Below are 20,078 nucleotides of genomic sequence, written 5' to 3'. Positions count from 1 at the left end.
CGAGTGACTGATATCGGAAAACCTATCATAAAATAAAGGGGAGCTAGAACGATGACGGCACAAATCATTAGTGGTACAGAATTAGCGAAAGAAAAGCGTGCACAATTAGCAAAAGAGGTAGAACAGCTGAAAAGCAAAGGAATTGAACCGGGGCTAGCCGTGATTCTTGTCGGTGATAATCCTGCTTCGCATTCCTATGTGAAGGGGAAACAAAAAGCGTGCGCTGAAGTCGGGATTCGCTCGATATTACTTACATTCCCTGATACCATTACCGAAGCCGCTTTATTAGAACAAATCAAGCAATTGAATGCGGATCCGTCCATTCACGGTATTTTAGTACAACTTCCGCTTCCGCCGCATATTGATGAGTTGAACGTGATTGAAACGATTGCCCCGGAAAAGGATGTTGATGGCTTCCATCCCATTAATATCGGTCGAATGATGATTGGACAAAAAGCGTTTCTTCCTTGCACTCCTTACGGCATTTTATTTATGGTACAGTCACTTGGCGTCGAAATTGCTGGGAAGCATGTAGTGGTGGTTGGCCGCAGCAATATTGTCGGTAAACCAGTTGGGCAACTCTTTTTGCGTGAGCATGCTACGGTTACCTATTGTCATTCTAAAACAAAGGATTTAGCAGCAATGACTCGTCAAGCTGATATTTTAATTGTAGCTGTCGGCCGAGCCAACATGATTGGAGCTGATCATGTGAAAGAAGGAGCCATTGTTATTGATGTCGGCGTCAATCGCTTGGAAAATGGCAAATTATGCGGGGATGTGCGCTTTGAAGAAGTGAAAGAGGTGGCAAGCTATTTGACCCCTGTGCCAAAGGGAGTCGGACCGATGACGATTACGATGCTTCTCCATAATACTGTTGAAGCGGCACGCGAATATGGGCATCAGCAAGTTCAGCGATAAGCGGGGATGATGTTGTGGCAGAAATTAAATATGTAACGGTTACAGCGCTGACAAAATATATTAAACGAAAGTTTGAAGTTGATCCGCATCTTCAGGATTTATGGATCAAAGGAGAAATCTCCAATTTTACGAGCCATTCGCGGGGGCATATGTATTTTACGCTCAAGGATGAAAATGCAAGAATTCAAGCGGTTATGTTTGCTGGCTATAATCGCTATTTGGCGTTTCGTCCCGAAAACGGGATGAAGGTGCTTGTACGCGGCGAAATTTCTGTCTATGAACCGAGCGGAAATTATCAAATTTATGTGAAAGAGATGCAGCCGGAAGGGATCGGAAATTTATATTTGGCGTATGAGCAGTTGAAAAAACAGTTGGAAGCAGAAGGGCTATTTGCCCCGGAGCATAAAAAGCCGATCCCCTTATTTCCTCGCTGCATCGGAGTGGTAACGTCTCCAACAGGAGCGGCGATTCGCGATATTATCACAACGATCCGGCGCCGCTATCCGCTTGGAACCGTCATTTTATTTCCAGCCATTGTCCAAGGGGAGCATGCAGCCGGGTCAATTGTTCAAGCGATTGAAAAAGCGAATGAATTCGGGAACGTGGATGTGTTAATTGTCGGCCGAGGCGGAGGATCGATCGAGGAGCTATGGGCGTTTAATGAGGAGCAGGTGGCACGGGCGATTTTTGCTTCTCGCATTCCGATTATTTCCGCAGTTGGACACGAAACAGATTTTACGATCGCTGACTTTGTCGCTGATTTGCGTGCGCCGACACCTACTGGAGCGGCTGAATTGGCAGCTCCTCACGTCGCCGAGCTGGCCGAAAGAATAACCCAACGAAAAGCAAGGCTGATTCGGGCAGTTAAGGAAAAAATCACCATCGAATCCGATCGGTTAAGCCGCTTGCAAAAGTCTTATGCCTTCCGCTATCCGAAGAAGCTATATGAGCAAAAAGAGCAGCAGCTCGATTCTTTTTTGGATCGCCTTAAACGGCAAACCCAGCGCCTTTTCGAGCGAAAGCAGGAGCGATTTGAGCAGCTTCATTTAAGGCTTGAAACCTATCATCCGGCAGAACAGCTAGCGCAAATGTCTGAGAAGCAGCGAATGCTGACAAAGTCACTTGAAAAAGAAATACAAGCGCTATTAAAGCAAAAACAGTGGCAATTTACTTCACTGCTGTCACAGCTGCAGGCGTTGAGTCCGCTTAAAATTATGGAACGCGGCTATAGCTTAGTCTATAATGAAAAGGATGAGCTTGTGACGAGCGTGCGGCAGATTCAGCCAGGAGATGCGATCCAAGTTCGCTTGCAGGATGGACGGCTTGATTGCCACGTATGGGGAATGGAGGAAGCTTCTGATGAGTGAAGAAAAAGAATTAACGTTTGAAGAAGCGATGAAACAGCTTGAGGAAATTGTGGGAAAACTTGAAGAGGGAAACGTTCCTCTTGAACAAGCGATTTCGTTTTTTCAAGAAGGAATGAGGCTCTCAAAATGGTGCCATGACAAGCTGCAGCATGCTGAAAAGCAAATGGAGTATATTTTGCGGGAAGACGGGCAATTGGCGCCTTTTTCGATTGAGGAGGAGTAAGGATTGATAGAGCAATTTTTAAATGAAAACAAACCGCGCATCGACGCAGCGCTTTCCGCCTATATTGCCGGGCTTGATGCCCCGGATACGCTAAAGGATGCTATGTTGTACTCGCTTGAAGCAGGCGGAAAACGAATTCGTCCATTGCTTTTATTCGCAACGCTGCATGCATTTGGAAAGAAAAGCGAAATTGGACTCCCTGTCGCATGTGCCATTGAAATGATTCATACGTATTCCCTTATTCATGACGACCTGCCATGTATGGATAATGATGATTTGCGCAGAGGGAAACCAACGAATCATAAAGTGTTTGGTGAAGCGACTGCCATTTTGGCAGGAGATGGATTGCTTACATACGCATTTCAATTGATTGCTGGCATGGACAACCGCGTGTCCGCAGAAGTAAAGCTCAAACTGATCGCTGAACTGGCTAAAGCAGCGGGGCCAGAAGGAATGGTAGCTGGGCAAATGGCCGATATCGAAGGGGAAGGACAGCCGTTGTCGCTTTCGCAATTAGAATACATTCATCGTCATAAAACAGGAAAAATGCTGCAATATAGCGTATTAGCTGGCGCTTGGTTAGCGGGCGCAGACGATGCGCAAGTTGCACAGCTTGACGAGTTCGCTTCCCATTTAGGGCTTGCCTTTCAAATTCGCGATGACATTCTGGATATTGAAGGAACAGAAGAGAAAATGGGAAAAAAAGTCGGAAGCGATATTGAAAACGAAAAAGTCACGTACCCATCGCTATTAACGATGGATGGCGCAAAAGAAAAGCTGTATTTTCACATAGAAGCAGCGAAGCATTGTTTGAAGGCCGCTCGTGTTCAGGAAGAAATATTGCGCTATATATGCGATTTGGTCGCTACCCGTGACTATTAACATTTCAGGACGGATTTTGAAAATGGTTGATTCGATATTCTGATGCTATTATGTTATACTAAGAAAATGGAGACCACGTGCCGTTATCACATTTGTGTTAGCGGCTCTTTTTTCGCCTGTCTGATGAAATCGCAGCGGGACATTTTTCTTTAACCATTTATCATGTATAATAATAAGTAATCTTTATATGATATCAGTGATAAAACGAAAGCGAGTGATCTCGTTTGGAGCTAACCAATATTACTAATCCGCGCTTTTTGAAGTCGATGTCAAAAGAAGAACTGATTCAATTGAGCGCGAATATTCGTCAATTTCTAGTAGAGAAGCTCTCGAAAACAGGTGGACATATCGGCCCGAATCTTGGGGTTGTCGAGTTAACAATCGCGCTCCATAAAGTCTTTGACAGCCCGAAAGATAAACTGATTTGGGATGTCGGTCACCAATCTTATGTTCATAAAATTTTAACTGGACGTGCGAATGAATTTGATACATTGCGGCAATATAAAGGACTTTGCGGCTTTCCAAAGCGGAGTGAAAGCGATCATGATGTGTGGGAAACAGGACACAGCTCAACCTCGCTATCTGCGGCGATGGGCATGGCCATTGCCCGTGATTTAAAAGGAACGGATGAATATATTGTTCCTATTATTGGCGATGGTGCTCTTACCGGAGGAATGGCACTTGAAGCATTGAATCATATCGGACATGAGAAAAAAGATATGATCGTCATTCTCAACGATAATGAAATGTCGATTGCTCCGAATGTCGGGGCGCTTCATAATGTGCTAGGTCGCTTGCGCACAGCAGGGAAATATCAATGGGTAAAAGACGAACTGGAAATGCTTTTAAAAAAAATTCCGGCTGTGGGCGGAAAAATTGCGGCAACAGCTGAACGTCTAAAGGATAGCTTAAAGTATTTGCTTGTTTCCGGCGTGTTTTTTGAAGAGCTGGGCTTTACGTATCTTGGACCAGTAAATGGCCATGATTTTGATGATCTGTTTGAGAATTTGCATTATGCCAAAAAAATCAAAGGTCCGGTTTTGCTTCATGTCATCACGAAAAAAGGAAAGGGATATGAGCCAGCGGAAAACGATAAAACGGGCACATGGCATGGGACAGGTCCTTATAAAATTGAAACAGGGGACTTTTTAAAGTCGGCCGACCAAGCTCCATCATGGAGTAAGTTAGTAAGCGAAACAGTAAGAAAGCTTGCACGTACAGACGAACGTATTGTTGCCATTACTCCAGCTATGCCTGTCGGCTCCAAGCTGGAAGGCTTTGCTGCTGAGTTTCCGGACCGCATGTATGATGTTGGCATTGCCGAGCAGCATGCGACCACTTTGGCAGCAGGACTGGCTACACAAGGCATGAAACCATTTTTAGCGATTTATTCTACATTTTTGCAACGGGCGTATGACCAAGTGGTCCATGATGTCTGTAGACAAAATTTAAACGTGTTTTTTGCGATTGACCGTGCCGGTCTTGTCGGCGCAGATGGGGAAACGCACCAGGGAGTATTTGACATTGCCTTTTTGCGGCATGTGCCGAACCTTGTGCTGATGATGCCAAAGGATGAAAATGAAGGCCAACATATGGTTTATACGGCGATTCAATATGATGATGGGCCGATTGCGCTTCGCTTTCCGCGCGGAAACGGGCTTGGAGTAAAGATGGATGAAGAACTTCATGCCATCCCGATCGGAACATGGGAAACGCTGCGCGAAGGTCGCGATATTGCCATTTTAACGTTTGGAACGACCGTTCCGATGGCATTAGAAGCCGCCGAAAAGCTGGCAAAGGAAAATATATCGGTCAAAGTGGTCAATGCAAGATTTATTAAACCAATGGATGAATTGATGCTGCATGAGTTGCTGGAAAGTGGTATACCGATGCTAACGATTGAAGAAGCGGCACTCATGGGGGGATTTGGTAGTGCGGTGCTGGAGTTTGCTCATGATCACGGCTACCATCAAGCGATGATCCAGCGCATGGGCATCCCGGATCGCTTTATTGAGCATGGAAGCGTGAAAGAACTGCTTCAGGAAATCGGTTTAACAACCGCGCATGTCGTTGATCGCGTTAAGAAGATCATACCGAGAAAACAAAAAAGGGCATGAGAGATGAAAGGAAAAAAAGAACGTGTGGATGTGTTATTAGTTGAACGAGGATTAATGGAAACGCGGGAAAAAGCCAAACGGGCGATTATGGCAGGGCTTGTCTATTCTAATGAAATGCGCCTAGACAAGCCGGGAGAAAAGGTGCCTGCCGACATTCCGCTTACTGTGAAAGGAAATGCTTTGCCCTATGTGAGCCGAGGCGGATTAAAGCTTGAAAAAGCGTTGCGCCTATTTGATGTAAGCGTAAAGGATAAAATTCTTTTGGATATCGGTGCATCGACCGGGGGATTTACGGACTGCGCGTTGCAAAACGGAGCGAAAATGTCATATGCGCTTGATGTGGGATATAATCAATTAGCGTGGAAGCTTCGGCAAGATGAGAGGGTTGTCGTGATGGAACGAACGAATTTCCGCTATGTTACTCCTGCTCATTTTACTAAAGGGCTTCCAGAAATAGCAACGATCGATGTATCGTTTATTTCGCTTAAGCTGATTTTGCCTGTATTAAAAACCGTGCTCGTTCCAGAAAGCGATGTCATCGCTCTTGTCAAGCCGCAGTTTGAAGCGGGAAAGGAGCATGTCGGAAAAAAAGGAATTGTCCGTGATCCTAGCATCCATGAACTCGTTCTTGTTTCCATCATTGACTTCGCTCTTAGCGAAGGCTATGATGCACTTGATTTATCCTACTCTCCGATTACGGGAGGAGACGGAAACATTGAGTTTTTGCTTCACCTTCGTTGGGAAGGAGAACAAGAAGCGGGCAAAAATAAACTGTCGAAGCGGCCAGCTGACATTGTCAAACAGGCTCATAGTGAATTAAAAGCGGGCGCTGAGGAAAGGGAATAACAAAAGCGTTATTCCCGTTTTTGCGATAAATGAGGACAAGTGTGAGGTGTTAATCTTGAATAAAGGACAAAGGCACATTAAGATTCGCGAAATTATTACGAATTATGAAGTGGAAACGCAGGATGAGCTAGTCGATATGCTGAAGGAGGCTGGCTTTAATGTCACGCAGGCAACGGTTTCACGCGATATTAAAGAATTGCAGCTTGTAAAGGTGCCGATGATGAACGGCCGGTATAAATATAGCCTTCCTGCTGATCAGCGTTTTAACCCGTTGCAAAAATTAAAACGTGCTTTAATGGATGCGTTTGTCAAAATTGATGGCGCAGGGCATATGCTTGTAATGAAAACGTTGCCTGGAAACGCTCATGCAATCGGCGCTTTGCTTGATAATCTTGATTGGACGGAGATTGTTGGAACGATTTGCGGTGATGATACATGCTTGATTATTTGCCGTACTCCAGAGGATACCGAAAAAATCTCGCAGCGCTTATTAGACATGCTATAGTATGAGGTGATTCCAAGGTGCTTGCGGAATTATCAATTAAAAATTTTGCCATTATTGAGTCTCTGTCGATCTCCTTTGAGAAAGGCTTGACAGTGCTGACAGGGGAGACAGGAGCCGGAAAGTCCATTATTATTGATGCCATCCATTTGTTGATTGGTGGGCGTGGTTCCGCTGAATTTGTTCGCTACGGCGAAGAGAAAGCGGAAATTGAAGGACTGTTTTTATTAGAAGAAGAAACGCATCCCTGCTATCAAAAATGTGCAGAAGTGGGCATTGATATTAGCGAAGGGATGGTCATTCTGCGCCGAGAGATTTCGGTAAGCGGAAAAAGCGTTTGCCGCGTGAATGGCAAATTGGTGACGATGGGAATTTTGCGCGAAATTGGCTCTACTCTTGTTGATATCCATGGGCAGCATGAACATCAGGAATTAATGGATTCCAGCCGGCATTTGCCGTTGCTTGATGAATATGGAGGCGCAGAAATTGCTTCGGCCCTCGAAGAGTATCAAGCGGTGTATCGAAAATATGAACAGTTAAAAAAACAGCTGCAAAAATTGAATGAAAATGAACAGCAAATGGCGCACCGCCTTGATTTGCTCACATTTCAGCTTGATGAGATTCAAAAAGCCGGCTTGCAGCCAAATGAAGATGAACAATTAATGGAAGAAAAAGTAAAGATTGTGAACTTCCAAAAAATATATGAAGCGTTAAAGAATAGTTACGAAGCGCTATATGGAGAACAGCGCGGGCTTGATTGGATCGGGCTTACGATGAGCCATTTAGATGACGTTGCTCACATTGATGCCGGCTTGAGAGAAATGCATGAAACGATCGCCAACAGCTATTATTTACTCGAAGAAATGGCTTATAAATTGCGCGATCAATTAGAGCAGTTGGAATATGATCCGCACCGCCTTGATTTTATTGAAGGACGCCTGAATGAAATTAATCATTTAAAACGAAAATATGGACAGACAGTCGCCGATATTTTGCAATATGCAGAAAAAATTGCCCAAGAGCTTGATACGATCCAAAATCGCGATACGCATATTCATCAGCTTCAAAAAGAACTGCAATCTGTAACAGAAGATTTACTGATTGAGGCGAAAAATGTTACCGCTGTGCGAATGAAGCATGCCCAAACGCTGGTTCAGCACATTTATCAAGAACTCAAAGATTTGTATATGGAAAAGACGCAGTTCGATATTGTTTTTAGCAAACGGGAGGGCTTGCTTGATGCTCCGTTAATTGATGGCGTGCCTGTCAAATTTCAAGAGGACGGTGTTGATGTCGCCGAATTTTATATTTCAACAAACGTTGGCGAGCCGTTAAAACCTCTCGCCAAAGTCGCTTCAGGAGGCGAACTGTCTCGCATCATGCTGGCCTTAAAGAGTATTTTTTCTAAGCATCAAGGCGTTACATCGATCATTTTTGATGAAGTGGATACGGGAGTGAGCGGACGCGTGGCGCAGGCGATTGCTGAAAAAATTTATCGTGTGTCTGTCGGCTCACAGGTGCTTTGCATCTCCCACTTGCCGCAAGTCGCAGCGATGGCGGATACGCATTTGCTCATTTCTAAGGAAACAGACGGAAATCGAACCAAAACATCGGTCAAAGCGCTTACAGAAGATGAAAAAATTAAGGAAATTGGCCGAATGATTTCTGGGGTGGAAATTACAGAGCTGACAAAGGAACATGCGAAAGAGCTGCTTGAATTAGCAGCAAAAATCAAAGGATGAAAGGCTATCCATTATGGGTAGCTTTTTTTATTAGCAAAAACGATTATATTTATGAGGATTAAGGCAAAATTAAGATTGTAGTCACATTTTGAAGGTGTAGGTGGGAGCGAGGAGAGTGAAAAGGTTTGAACGCAGAAACAATAAGAAAAATGATGGGGATCTTTCTCCTTGTTTCATTCGTATTAATCAGTACATCGAAGCCGGTAAGGGAGTATTTACGCATTCCAAAGCAAATGGTGATGTTTGAAGGAGAAAAAGCAACATTCGCTTCTGCTCTTCCTGTTCATGCAGAGGTGAAAGACGCTTCTCATTCCATTGAGCTTGAGAAAGCAGACGATACCCTTACCGTTGAGGCGAAGCAGCCTGATGAAGAGAAGGTAGTGTTAAATATGGGAGGAGTGCCCATTAAGCAGATTGACGTTAAAGCGCTCCCAAGCTTGAAAGTGATTCCTGGAGGACAATCGATCGGTGTGAAATTAAATACACTAGGAGTTCTTGTGGTCGGCTATCACCTTGTTGATACAGAAAGCGGAAAAAAATCACCGGGAGAATTGGCTGGAATCCAAGTTGGAGATATGATTACAAGTGTCAATGGGAAAAAAATCGAAAATATGAGCGACCTCTCTCCTTTTATTGAAAAGTCAGGGAAAACAGGACAGCCATTGGACTTGCAGCTTATTCGCGATCAACGTTCGATAGCGACGAAACTAACCCCATTAAAAGACAAGCATGACCACGCTTATCGCATCGGCTTATATATCCGTGATTCGGCTGCTGGTATCGGAACGATGACCTTTTTTGACCCCATTTCCAAGAAGTACGGAGCACTTGGACACGTGATCTCAGATATGGATACAAAAAAACCGATTATCGTTCAAAATGGACAAATTATGAAATCGACAGTCACCTCGATTGAGAAAGGAAGCAGCGGAAATCCAGGTGAAAAGCTCGCAAGATTTTCCAAAGATAAAGAAATCATTGGGAATATCACAACAAACAGTCCTTTTGGGATTTTTGGAAAATTATCGAAATCAGTGCCAAATGAATTGTATGATAAACCAATGCCAGTGGCTTTGTCGAGCCAAGTAAAAAAAGGGCCAGCAAAAATGCTGACGGTGATTGAAAACGACCGAGTGGAGGCGTTTGACGTTGAAATCGTCAATTCAGTTCCGCAAAAGTTCCCGGCAACAAAAGGACTTGTCATCCGTGTCACTGACCCTCGGCTACTGAAGAAAACGGGAGGAATTGTGCAAGGAATGAGCGGCAGTCCTATTATTCAGGATGGGAAGCTCATCGGAGCAGTCACACATGTGTTTGTAAATGATCCAACGTCAGGATACGGCGTGCACATTGAATGGATGTTGAATGAGGCGGGAATTGATATATATGGATCCAAACAAAAAGCGAGCTGACAAATGCTCGCTTTTTGTTTGAAAAAAGGCAAAAAAAAGTCAATATTTTTTTGTTGTTTGCATAGATATTTGTTGAACAATTCGTTAAAATAAAAATACGAAGATTTTTCGACAAAGAAATGAGGGGTTCTGCGTCGAAATGGAACGGTTATTGATGAATTTTAAAAAGATACTTATTTTTGAAAAAATAAAGGATTTTTGCTGACGCTGTCGAATGAATTTTAAGGAAGAAAAAATGATGAATTGGAAGCGGGGAGGAAGATTTTCTTGAAGATTAAAGTGTGTATTGCGGATGATAATCGCGAATTAGTAAGCTTATTAGAAGAATATATTTCCAATCAAGATGACATGGAGGTCGTTGGCGCAGCTTATAATGGCCAAGACTGCTTACATATGCTTGAAGAAAAGCAAGCGGATATATTGCTACTCGATATTATTATGCCTCATTTGGACGGATTGGCTGTTCTTGAGAAGATGCGCATGAAGCGGGAAAAACAGCCGAATGTCATTATGCTGACCGCTTTTGGTCAAGAGGATGTAACCAAAAAAGCCGTTGATTTAGGCGCTTCTTATTTTATTTTAAAGCCGTTTGATATGGAAAATTTAGTTCATCACATTCGTCAAGTGCATGGAAAAACGACTCCTCTTGTGAAAAAAGCGGTGTCCTCTTATCAAGTGCGTGAAAGTAAGCCAAAAAATCTAGATGCAAGCATTACGAGCATTATTCATGAAATCGGTGTACCGGCTCACATTAAAGGATACTTATATCTCCGTGAAGCGATTTCGATGGTATATAATGATATCGAATTGCTTGGTTCGATTACGAAAGTGCTTTATCCAGACATTGCAAAAAAATATAATACAACCGCCAGTCGCGTCGAGCGGGCGATTCGCCATGCGATTGAGGTCGCTTGGAGCCGCGGTAACATCGAGTCGATTTCCTCGCTGTTCGGCTACACCGTCAGCATGTCGAAAGCGAAACCAACCAACTCGGAATTTATTGCGATGGTGGCGGATAAGCTGAGACTGGAGCATAAGGCGAGTTAAAGGCAATAATATCAACGTTTGGGTGATTTCGAACATACATTTTAGTTACCGATAAATATCGGGACGAAGCCAATAAATGTTTGTGCGTATGTATACGAAAAAGAAACGCCTCTTATTTACCGGAAAAAGAACGGTAGTAAGGGGTGTTTTTATTTTGTCCGATTTTATTATCCAGTTAGACAATTTCATATTGCATTGTGAAGCTAAACATTTATCGTGCCAAACCTTTGGACAAATGTTGTAGGAAACCGGTAAAAAGAAGGGACCATTGCCAGGAAACAAATTTGCTTATGAGGGTAAAGGGTTGACTTATCTGAAGGATTAAGGATATTATAGATTCACGAAGTCTTTAATTAGGAGGTGAGAAAGTGAAGTATTCCAAGGCAACTAATTATGCTCTCCATACCATTGTTTATTTAGCTTTGTTACCACCAGGAAAAACAATAGGTGTAAAGCCTTTAGCTGAAGCTCAAAAAGTGTCGCCTACGTACCTTTCTAAGGTTTTAACTAAATTAGTTAAATCTGGATTTATCGAGTCGGGCACGGGAGTTAACGGCGGATATCAATTAATTAAAGATGCCAAAGATATAACGTTTTTAGATATCATTCATGCGATTGAGGGAACGACCTCATTGTTTAATTGCGGTTTAGATCATACTATACATGATAGACAAAATTGCTTTATTGAGAAAGTAATGAATGAAGCTGAACAAAAAATGGAAGATTATCTAAGATCTCAAACGATTGAGCATATATTACAAAAAGTAGATAAGAATATTGTGAATCGTATCCGTTCTGTAGTAAATTAATTTTTTTTTTGATAATTATAGATTTTAAATATCTTTAATATCTCTAATAAATTTAAAACTAAATGAGGTGGGAAAATGATTTTAGATTGCGCAATAATAGGTGGTGGCCCTGCAGGATTGAGCGCCGCTCTTGTGTTAGGCAGAGCTGGAAGAAAAGTGATCCTTTTTGACGATGATCAACCGAGAAATGCCGTTACTCAGAAATCACATGGATTTATTACTAGAGACGGTGTTACTCCCAGAGAGTTCAGAAATTTGGCTCATCAAGATATCAGTAAATATCCATCTGTCCAAATAAAAAAATGCAAAATTGTAGAAGTAAAAAGAGAGAAAGGTTCCATATTCAAACTAATAACCCATGAAGGTAAGCCATATTTAAGTAAAAAAATGATTATTGCAACGGGTCTTAAAGAAAGCCTCCCCAATGTGAATGGGATTAGGGATTATTATGGGAAGAGCATATTCAGTTGTCCTTATTGCGATGGTTGGGAATTAAGAGAACAACCTTTAGTGCTAATCTCTGAAAACAACAATGCTTTCCATATGGCAAAGATGGTTTATCAATGGAGTAAAGATTTAGTTGTTTGTACGAACGGCAATAAAATAATCTCAGAAACAGAAGAGCAAGTACTTAAAAGAAAGGGTATTATTATTAAGGAGAAGCCAATATTAAAGTTAAGTGGTTCAGATGGAAAATTAGAAAAGGTGGTTTTTGAGGACGGTACAGAAATTAATCGATCAGGTGGCTTTGTTACAACTGATCTCGAGCAACCTAATGACCTTGCTAAATCGCTAGGATGTGAAGTGAATAAAAATGGTCGAGTGATTGTTGACGTTTTAGGCAGGAGTAATGTAGAGGGGGTATATGCCGCGGGGGATGTATCTGTAGTCGGGCCTTCACAGTTAGTAATCGCTGCTGCTCAAGGAACGTGTGCTGCCATGGGGGTAAATAGTGATTTGACAATGGAAGAATTCAAATGAAATCTGCACTTTGAATAAATGGTTAATTCAATGATGAAACAATGATTTTGTGGTTCATAAGTGACAGCGAGGCATTGATCCAATTAGAATAGATAATAAATTTACTCTTGTTACAAAAGTGACGTAAACCGAATGCGATTATCGGCTTTCTCCTTTGTATCAGTTAATATCGCTTGTGAGAGCCTGGTTTTAAACGATTCAAACGGTGCTACCACTGAACGCTGATTGTAGAGACATGCAATCACATTTAGCGAGAGCTGTAGAAAAAGGCAGTCCTAAAAAATTAGGCTACCTTTCTTCTTTTTTGTCCGCTTTTTCGATTTCTATAAGCTTTTGGATTAAAACATGCTGGGGCATATGCATCACTTGCTCGATCGGGATGCCAAGCGCTTTTGCTAGCTTTTGTGCGGTTTCTAGCGAAATTTGATGTGGACGCATATTGAATCACCTCTCTGTTTATTTGGAAAAGAGCAGCATTTTCATTTATGCATGAAGAGCGTTGATTCGTTTAGTAAAAGGAGATGGCTAGCTAGAAAAAAGCTTTTCGCTTTTCCGCCGCTGCGGCACATGGAAAAGCCTGTTGCCGTTCAAAGAATGGATAATCAACCCTCTCGCTCTTGCATATAATTTTACTATGTTTTCGATTGCTTGGGAAAGGGGCAGGAGTATGACCAAAATTTTTGCTCATCGCGGATCAGCTGGCACGCACCCCGAAAATACGATGATTTCATTTTATGAAGCGGAACGCGTAGGAGCTGACGGGATTGAATTAGATGTGCAAATGACGAAAGATGGGAAGCTTGTGGTCATTCACGATGAAACGATTGATCGAACAACAGATGGAACGGGCTGGGTAAAGGACTTTACGTATCAAGAGCTTCAAGCGTTTAATGCGGTTTATAAATTTGCCAATCAGTACGGAATCTGCCGAATTCCGTTGCTTGAGGAAGTACTTGAATGGATTTCGCCAACTTCGTTATTATTGAATATTGAATTAAAAAACGGATTGATTGCTTATCATAAGCTGGAAGAAAAAGTGATCGAGATGATCAAATATTATCGATTAGAATCCCGTGTCATTTTATCTTCATTTAATCATAACAGCATGGCACGTTGTCATCAAATGGCGCCGGATATCGCAACTGCCCTGCTTTATATGGAGCCGCTCTATCAACCTTGGCAATATGCTCGGCTTCTTGGCGCGAGCGGCTTGCATCCTTATTACCGCACGCTGTCTCCATTATTTGTTCAGAAAGCCCATGCCAACCAGATTGCGGTAAGGCCGTTTACGATCAACCATGAACGGCTGATGAAACAAATGTTTGAACATCGAGTAGATGCTATTTTTACTGATTACCCACTGAAAGCAAAACAAGTCAAAAAATGACCTGAACAGTATCGTTCAGGTCATTTTTTTTGGAAACGGGGCTGCACTTTATTGCGTTTTCGATCACGATGAAGAATAAAACCGCCAACAAACCCTAAGCCAAGCGCAAATAAAACAAAACCGCCCAAAAATTGCAGCCAAAGAGCAGGAATGGGAGGATGTAGGATGCCAAATAAGGTATCGCGCATCCATTTAATTCCTAAAGCAGCTAAAAAGCCAGGGATCAATAAAATCACAAGGGCAATGATTCGTTGCATACGAGCAGAATCCTTTCCTATAGAAAATGGGTTCATGAAAAAATCATAACGATTTGATTATATTTGTCAAGAAATATTCATTAATGATATGATAAAATTGTCTGCAAAAAATTGCATAGTTTAAAGGTGAAGCAAATGAAAAAAGCATTGATTGTAGGAGCCAGCAAAGGTGGCACTGCTTTATTGAAAATATTTCAGGAAACAGCGATTGTTGAGATCGTAGCCGTTATTGATCGCGATGATAAGGCGCCTGGATTAGAATTGGCGAAAAGAATGAATATTCGTACAGGAAACGACTGGCGTCCGTTTTTAACTGACGACATTGATATTGTGGTGGAAGCAACTGGTGAAAAGGATGTGTTTGCGGAGATCAGTCAAAAACGAAAAAAAAATACACTTGTGATTCCTGGAGAGGTCGCCTATGTGATTGCCGAGCTTGTCGAAGAAAAAGAGGCGTTGATTTCGACTTTGAAAAGCGAAACAGCACGTCTTGATTTAATCCTTAACTCCACACATGATGGAATGATTGTAGTGGATGGATTTGCTTATATTACACACATGAATGACAGCGCTGCCGCTATGATCAAAGTCGATAAGCAGCAAGTGATTGGAAAGCATGTTTTAGAAGTGATTCCGACCAGCCAGCTGCCTCGCATATTAAAAACGAGAAAAACGGAAATTCATCAAGAACAAGAGCTTGAAAACGGCCGAAAAATCATCACGACACGCATTCCGATGATCGATGAATCAGGGAGATTGTTTGGCGCGCTGGCGGTTTTTAAAGATGTGACAGAAGTGATGAAACTTGCTGAAGAAGTAACTAATTTAAAGGACATCCGCATGATGCTGGAAGCGATTATTCATTCTTCTGAAGAAGCCATTTCAGTGGTGGATGAGCACGGAAAAGGCATTTTGATTAACCCTGCTTATACGCGCATTACCGGCCTATCTGAGGAGGAAGTGATCGGAAAACCAGCGACAGCTGATATTTCTGAAGGGGAAAGCATGCATATGCAAGTGTTGAAAACACGGCGTCCTGTTCGTGGAGTGCGCATGAAGGTAGGACCAAAAAGCCGTGATGTGATCGTGAATGTCGCTCCAATTATTGTCGATGGCATGTTAAAAGGAAGCGTCGGCATTATTCACGACGTCTCAGAAATTCAGCGTCTGACTAACGAATTAAATCGAGCACGGCAAATTATCCGCACGCTGGAAGCGAAGTATTCGTTTGATGATATCATCGGTACATCGGAAGAAATGATGGTGGCCATTGAACAAGCAAAATTAGCTGCGAAAACCCCTGTTACCATCTTGCTGCGCGGCGAATCAGGAACGGGAAAAGAGCTGTTTGCCCACGCCATTCATAATGCCAGCGATAGAAAATATAACAAATTTATCCGCGTGAATTGTGCGGCCATTTCTGAAACACTATTGGAGAGCGAACTATTCGGATATGAAGAAGGCGCTTTTTCCGGTGCGAAGCGTGGCGGGAAAAGAGGGTTGTTTGAAGAAGCGAATAATGGAAGCATTTTTCTTGATGAAATCGGCGAGCTTTCTGCTAATACTCAGGCCAAGCTACTTCGCGTTTTGCAAGAAAGAGAAATTGTCCGTGTTGGCGGCACAAAGCCCATTCCTATTAATGTGCGGGTGATTGCCGCGACAAACGTCAATCTGGAAAAGGCAATTGCTGAAGGAACATTTCGCGAAGATTTATACTATCGCCTCAGCCGTATGCCGATCCATATTCCGCCGCTTCGCGCAAGAAAGCAGGATATTGTTGCTTTATGCCGACATTTAATCCATAAGCTGAATCAGGATTATGGCAGAAATGTCGAGGGCTTGACGGAGGAAGCGATTCGCTATCTTTTATCCTATGATTGGCCGGGCAATGTTCGCGAGCTGGAAAATGTATTGGGCCGGGCCATGATTTTTATGAAATTCAATGAAGTGCTTATTGATGTTCACCATATTCCACCGCTGCAAATGCCGCAGAATAAGGCGTTAGCTGAAGAACCCACCTTTGCAAGCAGCATCGGTCCGCTTGATGAAATGCTTGAAAAATATGAGGCTCAATTAATTGAAGCAGCCTTGCTTGAACATCAAGGGAATAAAACGGCCACAGCCAAAGCGCTGGGAATTTCGATTCGCAGCTTATACTATAAGCTGGAAAAATACGACTTTGCAAAAAAATACACGCAATAAATTGCACGGTGTGCAAAAAAATGCAAAAAGATAATAAAGCGTTTTCAACGATTTTTCGTCATTTTTCTCGCTTTTCTTTCATTCGTTTGTGTTTTTTTATTTGGCACAGTTTTTGCATATAATAAAAAGCGGACAAAATGATAAAGAAAAAAGGGGTTGGATGCATGAAATGAAGCTACAATCACTAGTTGACCAAGCAACCCAATATTCCGATATGACTGTTGCGGTTGCCGCAGCGGAAGACGAAGAGGTGATTGAAGCCGTTACGATGGCCTTAGATCATCAATTCGGAAAATTTGTTTTATATGGAGATCGCGAACGTATTTCGCAGCTGCTTAAGCAGAAGAACAAGGATTATGAGAAAGAGGGAAAAATCCAAATTGTTCACGCTCATTCCGTCGCTCAAGCAGCCGAGCTTGCTGTTAAGTCGGTTCGCTTGAATGAAGCGAATGTATTAATGAAAGGAAATATTCCGACAGCGACCATTTTAAAAGCCGTGTTAAATAAAGAATACGGATTGCGAACAGGAAGTGTATTATCCCACGTGGCCGTGTTTGAAGTGCCACATTATGATAGATATATCATCGTCACAGATGCAGCGATGAATATTGCACCTGATTTAGAGCAAAAGGCGCAAATCATTGCCAATGCCGTTTCTGTTGCGAAATCGATTGGGATTGAGAAGCCAAAGGTCGCTCCACTTGCAGCGGTTGAGGTCGTCAATCCAGCTATGTCGGCCACTATTGATGCAGCCGCGCTTTCGATGATGAATGACCGCGGTCAAATCAAAGGATGCATCGTTGACGGGCCGCTCGCGCTTGACAATGCAGTGTCTCCAGCTGCTGCTGAGCATAAGGGAATCGTCAGCGAGGTTGCAGGAAACGCTGATATTTTACTCGTTCCTGATATTGAAGCTGGAAACATCTTATATAAATCGCTTGTTTATTTTGCCAATGCGAAGGTAGGGGCTGTGATTGCAGGGGCGAAAGCGCCGATTGTCTTGACATCACGCGCCGATTCGGCTGAAAGCAAGCTGTATTCGTTAGCACTTGCGGTTTGCTCCGCATCTAAATAAATGATAAATGAAAGAAATAGGGGAGGAAAATCACATGGAAATCTTCAAATATATGGAAAATTATGACTATGAACAACTATTATTTTGCCAAGACAAAGAATCAGGATTAAAAGCGATTATTGCGATTCACGATACAACGCTTGGTCCAGCACTTGGCGGAACTCGCATGTGGATGTACGAATCAGAAGAGGCTGCGATTGAAGATGCGCTTCGTCTTGCTCGCGGTATGACATACAAAAACGCAGCTGCTGGCCTTAATCTGGGCGGTGGAAAAACGGTTATTATCGGCGACCCTCGCAAAGATAAAAACGAAGCCATGTTCCGTGCATTTGGCCGCTTCATTCAAGGTTTAAACGGCCGCTATATCACAGCGGAAGACGTTGGTACAACAGTGGCTGATATGGACATTATTTATGAAGAAACGGATTACGTAACAGGAATTTCGCCTGCGTTTGGTTCTTCAGGTAACCCATCTCCTGTTACCGCTTATGGCGTTTATCGCGGTATGAAAGCAGCAGCAAAAGAAGCTTTTGGAAGCGACTCTCTAGAAGGAAAAACCATTGCTGTTCAAGGTGTTGGTAACGTAGCTTACAACCTATGCCGCCATCTTCATGAAGAAGGTGCGAAATTAATCGTGACAGATATTAACAAAGAAGCGGTACAACGTGTTGTGGAAGAGTTTGGAGCAAAAGCCGTCGACCCTAACGAGATCTACGGCGTAGATTGCGACATTTTTGCACCTTGTGCACTTGGCGGTGTTATCAATGATCAAACGATTCCGCAATTAAAAGCAAAAGTGATTGCAGGAGCAGCTAACAACCAGCTTCGTGATGCAAAACACGGCGATATCATCCATGAAATGGGTATCGTTTATGCTCCTGACTACGTCATCAACGCAGGTGGCGTTATCAACGTGGCGGATGAGTTATACGGATACAACCGTGAACGCGCAATGAAGCGAGTAGAGCAAATTTACAACAATATTGAAAAAGTATTTGAAATCGCTAAACGTGACAACATTCCATCCTATAAAGCGGCAGACCGCTTGGCAGAAGAGAGAATTGAAACAATGCGTAAATCTCGCAGCCAATTTTTACAAAACGGCCATCACATTTTAAGCCGTCGTCGCGGTCGCTAAACAATAATCGGTGAAAGCGGGAATGGATATTCTCGCTTTCACTGTAAAAAGGAGGTTGACATCTTGCAAACGAAAGAATTTCGCATCTTAGTGATTAATCCAGGATCAACATCGACAAAGATCGGGGTATTCGATAACGAACGCTCGATTTTTGAAAAAACGATTCGCCACGACACAGATGTGATTCAATCATACAAATCCATTATTGATCAATATGAATTCCGCAAACAAACGATTTTAGAAACGCTGGATCAAGAGGGAATCAATATCTCGAAATTAAGCGCTGTTTGCGGTCGCGGTGGTTTGTTGCGTCCGATTGAAGGCGGAACGTATCGCGTAAATGAGCAGATGCTTGACGATTTGCGTAAGGGATATGCGGGACAGCATGCTTCGAACCTTGGCGGTATTTTAGCCCATGAAATTGCATCGGCCCTAAACATTCCTGCTTTTATCGTTGACCCTGTTGTTGTCGATGAGCTTGACCCTATCGCGAGAATTTCAGGGTTTTCATTAATCGAGAGAAGAAGTATTTTCCACGCTCTAAATCAAAAAGCCGTTGCTCGTCGTGTAGCGAAAGAGCTTGGCAAAAAATATGAAGAATTGAATTTCATTGTTGTTCATATGGGCGGCGGAATTACAGTTGGCGCTCATAAGCAAGGGCGTGTCGTGGATGTGAATAACGGATTAGACGGGGAAGGACCATTCAGTCCGGAGCGTGCTGGTACGGTTCCAGCAGGAGATCTCGTATCTTTATGCTTCTCAGGAGAGTATTACCGTGAAGAAATTTTAAAAATGCTTGTTGGCCAAGGCGGTTTAGTCGGTTATCTTGGTACAAACGATGCGGTAAAAGTAGAAAAAATGATTGAAGCAGGAGATGAAAAGGCAAAGCTAGTATATAGTGCGATGGCTTACCAAGTGGCGAAAGAAATTGGGGCGGCCAGCGCGGTTTTAGCAGGAAAGGTAGACGCGATTATTTTAACTGGCGGTTTAGCATACGGAAAAGGCTTTGTAAAGGAAATCGCTGATCGTGTGAAATGGATTGCTGACGTCATTGTTCATCCGGGAGAAAATGAGCTTCAAGCGCTAGCTGAAGGAGCGCTTCGTGTTTTACGCGGTGAAGAGAAAGAGAAGGTGTATCCTGGAAATTTTTCTAAAGTTGAAGTTTTGCAATAG

At 42.8% G+C, this 20,078-nt stretch carries 19 protein-coding genes; 17 read left to right on the top strand and 2 right to left on the bottom strand.

Annotated elements, in window-relative coordinates; all coding sequences use genetic code 11:
- The first annotated feature begins 51 nt into the window (after positions 1-51).
- The 12 genes from folD (at position 52) to GGQ95_RS05150 (ending at position 12,846) form a co-directional block, all read left to right on the top strand.
- Positions 52-918, top strand: coding sequence for a bifunctional methylenetetrahydrofolate dehydrogenase/methenyltetrahydrofolate cyclohydrolase FolD (gene folD / locus GGQ95_RS05205; protein WP_066145749.1), 867 nt, complete (start codon positions 52-54; stop codon positions 916-918).
- A 14-nt stretch (positions 919-932) separates the two neighbouring features.
- Complete coding sequence (gene xseA / locus GGQ95_RS05200; protein WP_066145746.1) at positions 933-2,285, top strand: exodeoxyribonuclease VII large subunit; 1,353 nt, start codon at positions 933-935, stop codon at positions 2,283-2,285.
- A complete protein-coding gene (locus GGQ95_RS05195; protein ID WP_044744471.1) occupies positions 2,278-2,508 on the top strand; it encodes an exodeoxyribonuclease VII small subunit in 231 nt (76 codons plus the stop codon). The genes xseA and GGQ95_RS05195 overlap by 8 nt, the downstream gene beginning before the upstream one ends.
- Before the next feature lie 6 nt (positions 2,509-2,514).
- A complete protein-coding gene (locus tag GGQ95_RS05190; RefSeq protein WP_066146533.1) occupies positions 2,515-3,390 on the top strand; it encodes a polyprenyl synthetase family protein in 876 nt (291 codons plus the stop codon).
- Positions 3,391-3,614: 224 nt separating this feature from the next.
- Entirely contained in the window at positions 3,615-5,507 is a 1,893-nt protein-coding gene (dxs, locus tag GGQ95_RS05185) for a 1-deoxy-D-xylulose-5-phosphate synthase (protein WP_066145743.1), read from the top strand.
- A 3-nt stretch (positions 5,508-5,510) separates the two neighbouring features.
- Complete coding sequence (locus tag GGQ95_RS05180) at positions 5,511-6,353, top strand: TlyA family RNA methyltransferase (protein ID WP_044744469.1); 843 nt, start codon at positions 5,511-5,513, stop codon at positions 6,351-6,353.
- 55 nt (positions 6,354-6,408) lie between these two features.
- The gene (gene ahrC / locus GGQ95_RS05175) at positions 6,409-6,858 is read left to right on the top strand and encodes a transcriptional regulator AhrC/ArgR (protein WP_044744684.1); all 450 of its coding nucleotides are present in this window, start codon (positions 6,409-6,411) and stop codon (positions 6,856-6,858) included.
- 17 nt (positions 6,859-6,875) lie between these two features.
- Positions 6,876-8,597: a DNA repair protein RecN gene (gene recN, locus GGQ95_RS05170; RefSeq protein WP_183186456.1), complete on the top strand. Its 1,722-nt coding sequence runs from the start codon at positions 6,876-6,878 to the stop codon at positions 8,595-8,597.
- A gap of 125 nt (positions 8,598-8,722) precedes the next feature.
- Complete coding sequence (gene spoIVB / locus GGQ95_RS05165; protein WP_044744467.1) at positions 8,723-10,009, top strand: SpoIVB peptidase; 1,287 nt, start codon at positions 8,723-8,725, stop codon at positions 10,007-10,009.
- 267 nt (positions 10,010-10,276) lie between these two features.
- Complete coding sequence (spo0A, locus tag GGQ95_RS05160) at positions 10,277-11,056, top strand: sporulation transcription factor Spo0A (protein WP_044744466.1); 780 nt, start codon at positions 10,277-10,279, stop codon at positions 11,054-11,056.
- Between the two features lie 368 nt (positions 11,057-11,424).
- A complete protein-coding gene (locus GGQ95_RS05155) occupies positions 11,425-11,865 on the top strand; it encodes an Rrf2 family transcriptional regulator (protein WP_044744465.1) in 441 nt (146 codons plus the stop codon).
- Between the two features lie 75 nt (positions 11,866-11,940).
- Positions 11,941-12,846 (top strand): NAD(P)/FAD-dependent oxidoreductase, encoded by a 906-nt coding sequence (locus GGQ95_RS05150; RefSeq protein WP_183186455.1) that lies wholly within the window; start codon positions 11,941-11,943, stop codon positions 12,844-12,846.
- 288 nt (positions 12,847-13,134) lie between these two features.
- Here GGQ95_RS05150 and GGQ95_RS05145 read toward each other — a convergent pair whose 3' ends face one another.
- The gene (locus GGQ95_RS05145) at positions 13,135-13,284 is read right to left on the bottom strand and encodes a YycC family protein (RefSeq protein WP_080862329.1); all 150 of its coding nucleotides are present in this window, start codon (positions 13,282-13,284) and stop codon (positions 13,135-13,137) included.
- 229 nt (positions 13,285-13,513) lie between these two features.
- On the opposite strand from GGQ95_RS05145, the gene GGQ95_RS05140 reads away from it, so the two are divergent.
- Positions 13,514-14,233, top strand: coding sequence for a glycerophosphodiester phosphodiesterase (locus GGQ95_RS05140; protein ID WP_066145735.1), 720 nt, complete (start codon positions 13,514-13,516; stop codon positions 14,231-14,233).
- Positions 14,234-14,253: 20 nt separating this feature from the next.
- Here the strand turns inward: GGQ95_RS05140 and GGQ95_RS05135 are convergent, their stop codons facing one another.
- On the bottom strand, positions 14,254-14,490 hold the full coding sequence (locus GGQ95_RS05135; protein WP_044744462.1) for a DUF2627 domain-containing protein: 237 nt from the start codon (positions 14,488-14,490) through the stop codon (positions 14,254-14,256).
- A gap of 135 nt (positions 14,491-14,625) precedes the next feature.
- Here GGQ95_RS05135 and GGQ95_RS05130 point away from each other — a divergent pair, with 135 nt between their 5' ends.
- The 4 genes from GGQ95_RS05130 to buk all read left to right on the top strand — a co-directional run bounded on the left by GGQ95_RS05130 (position 14,626) and on the right by buk (position 20,078).
- Entirely contained in the window at positions 14,626-16,692 is a 2,067-nt protein-coding gene (locus tag GGQ95_RS05130; protein WP_183186454.1) for a sigma 54-interacting transcriptional regulator, read from the top strand.
- 169 nt (positions 16,693-16,861) lie between these two features.
- Entirely contained in the window at positions 16,862-17,767 is a 906-nt protein-coding gene (gene yqiS / locus GGQ95_RS05125; protein ID WP_044744683.1) for a phosphate butyryltransferase, read from the top strand.
- Between the two features lie 34 nt (positions 17,768-17,801).
- Positions 17,802-18,905, top strand: a complete 1,104-nt coding sequence (gene bcd, locus GGQ95_RS05120) for a branched-chain amino acid dehydrogenase (protein WP_044744460.1) — start codon at positions 17,802-17,804, stop codon at positions 18,903-18,905.
- 63 nt (positions 18,906-18,968) lie between these two features.
- Positions 18,969-20,078 carry a butyrate kinase gene (gene buk, locus GGQ95_RS05115; protein ID WP_044744459.1) on the top strand — a complete coding sequence of 370 codons (1,110 nt, stop codon included), beginning with the start codon at positions 18,969-18,971 and terminating at the stop codon, positions 20,076-20,078.

The organism is Anoxybacteroides rupiense, from assembly GCF_014196195.1.
Lineage (GTDB): Bacteria > Bacillota > Bacilli > Bacillales > Anoxybacillaceae > Anoxybacteroides > Anoxybacteroides rupiense.
The sequence above is the reverse complement of the archived record's forward strand: the minus strand, read 5'-3'. Positions and strand labels throughout refer to the sequence as shown.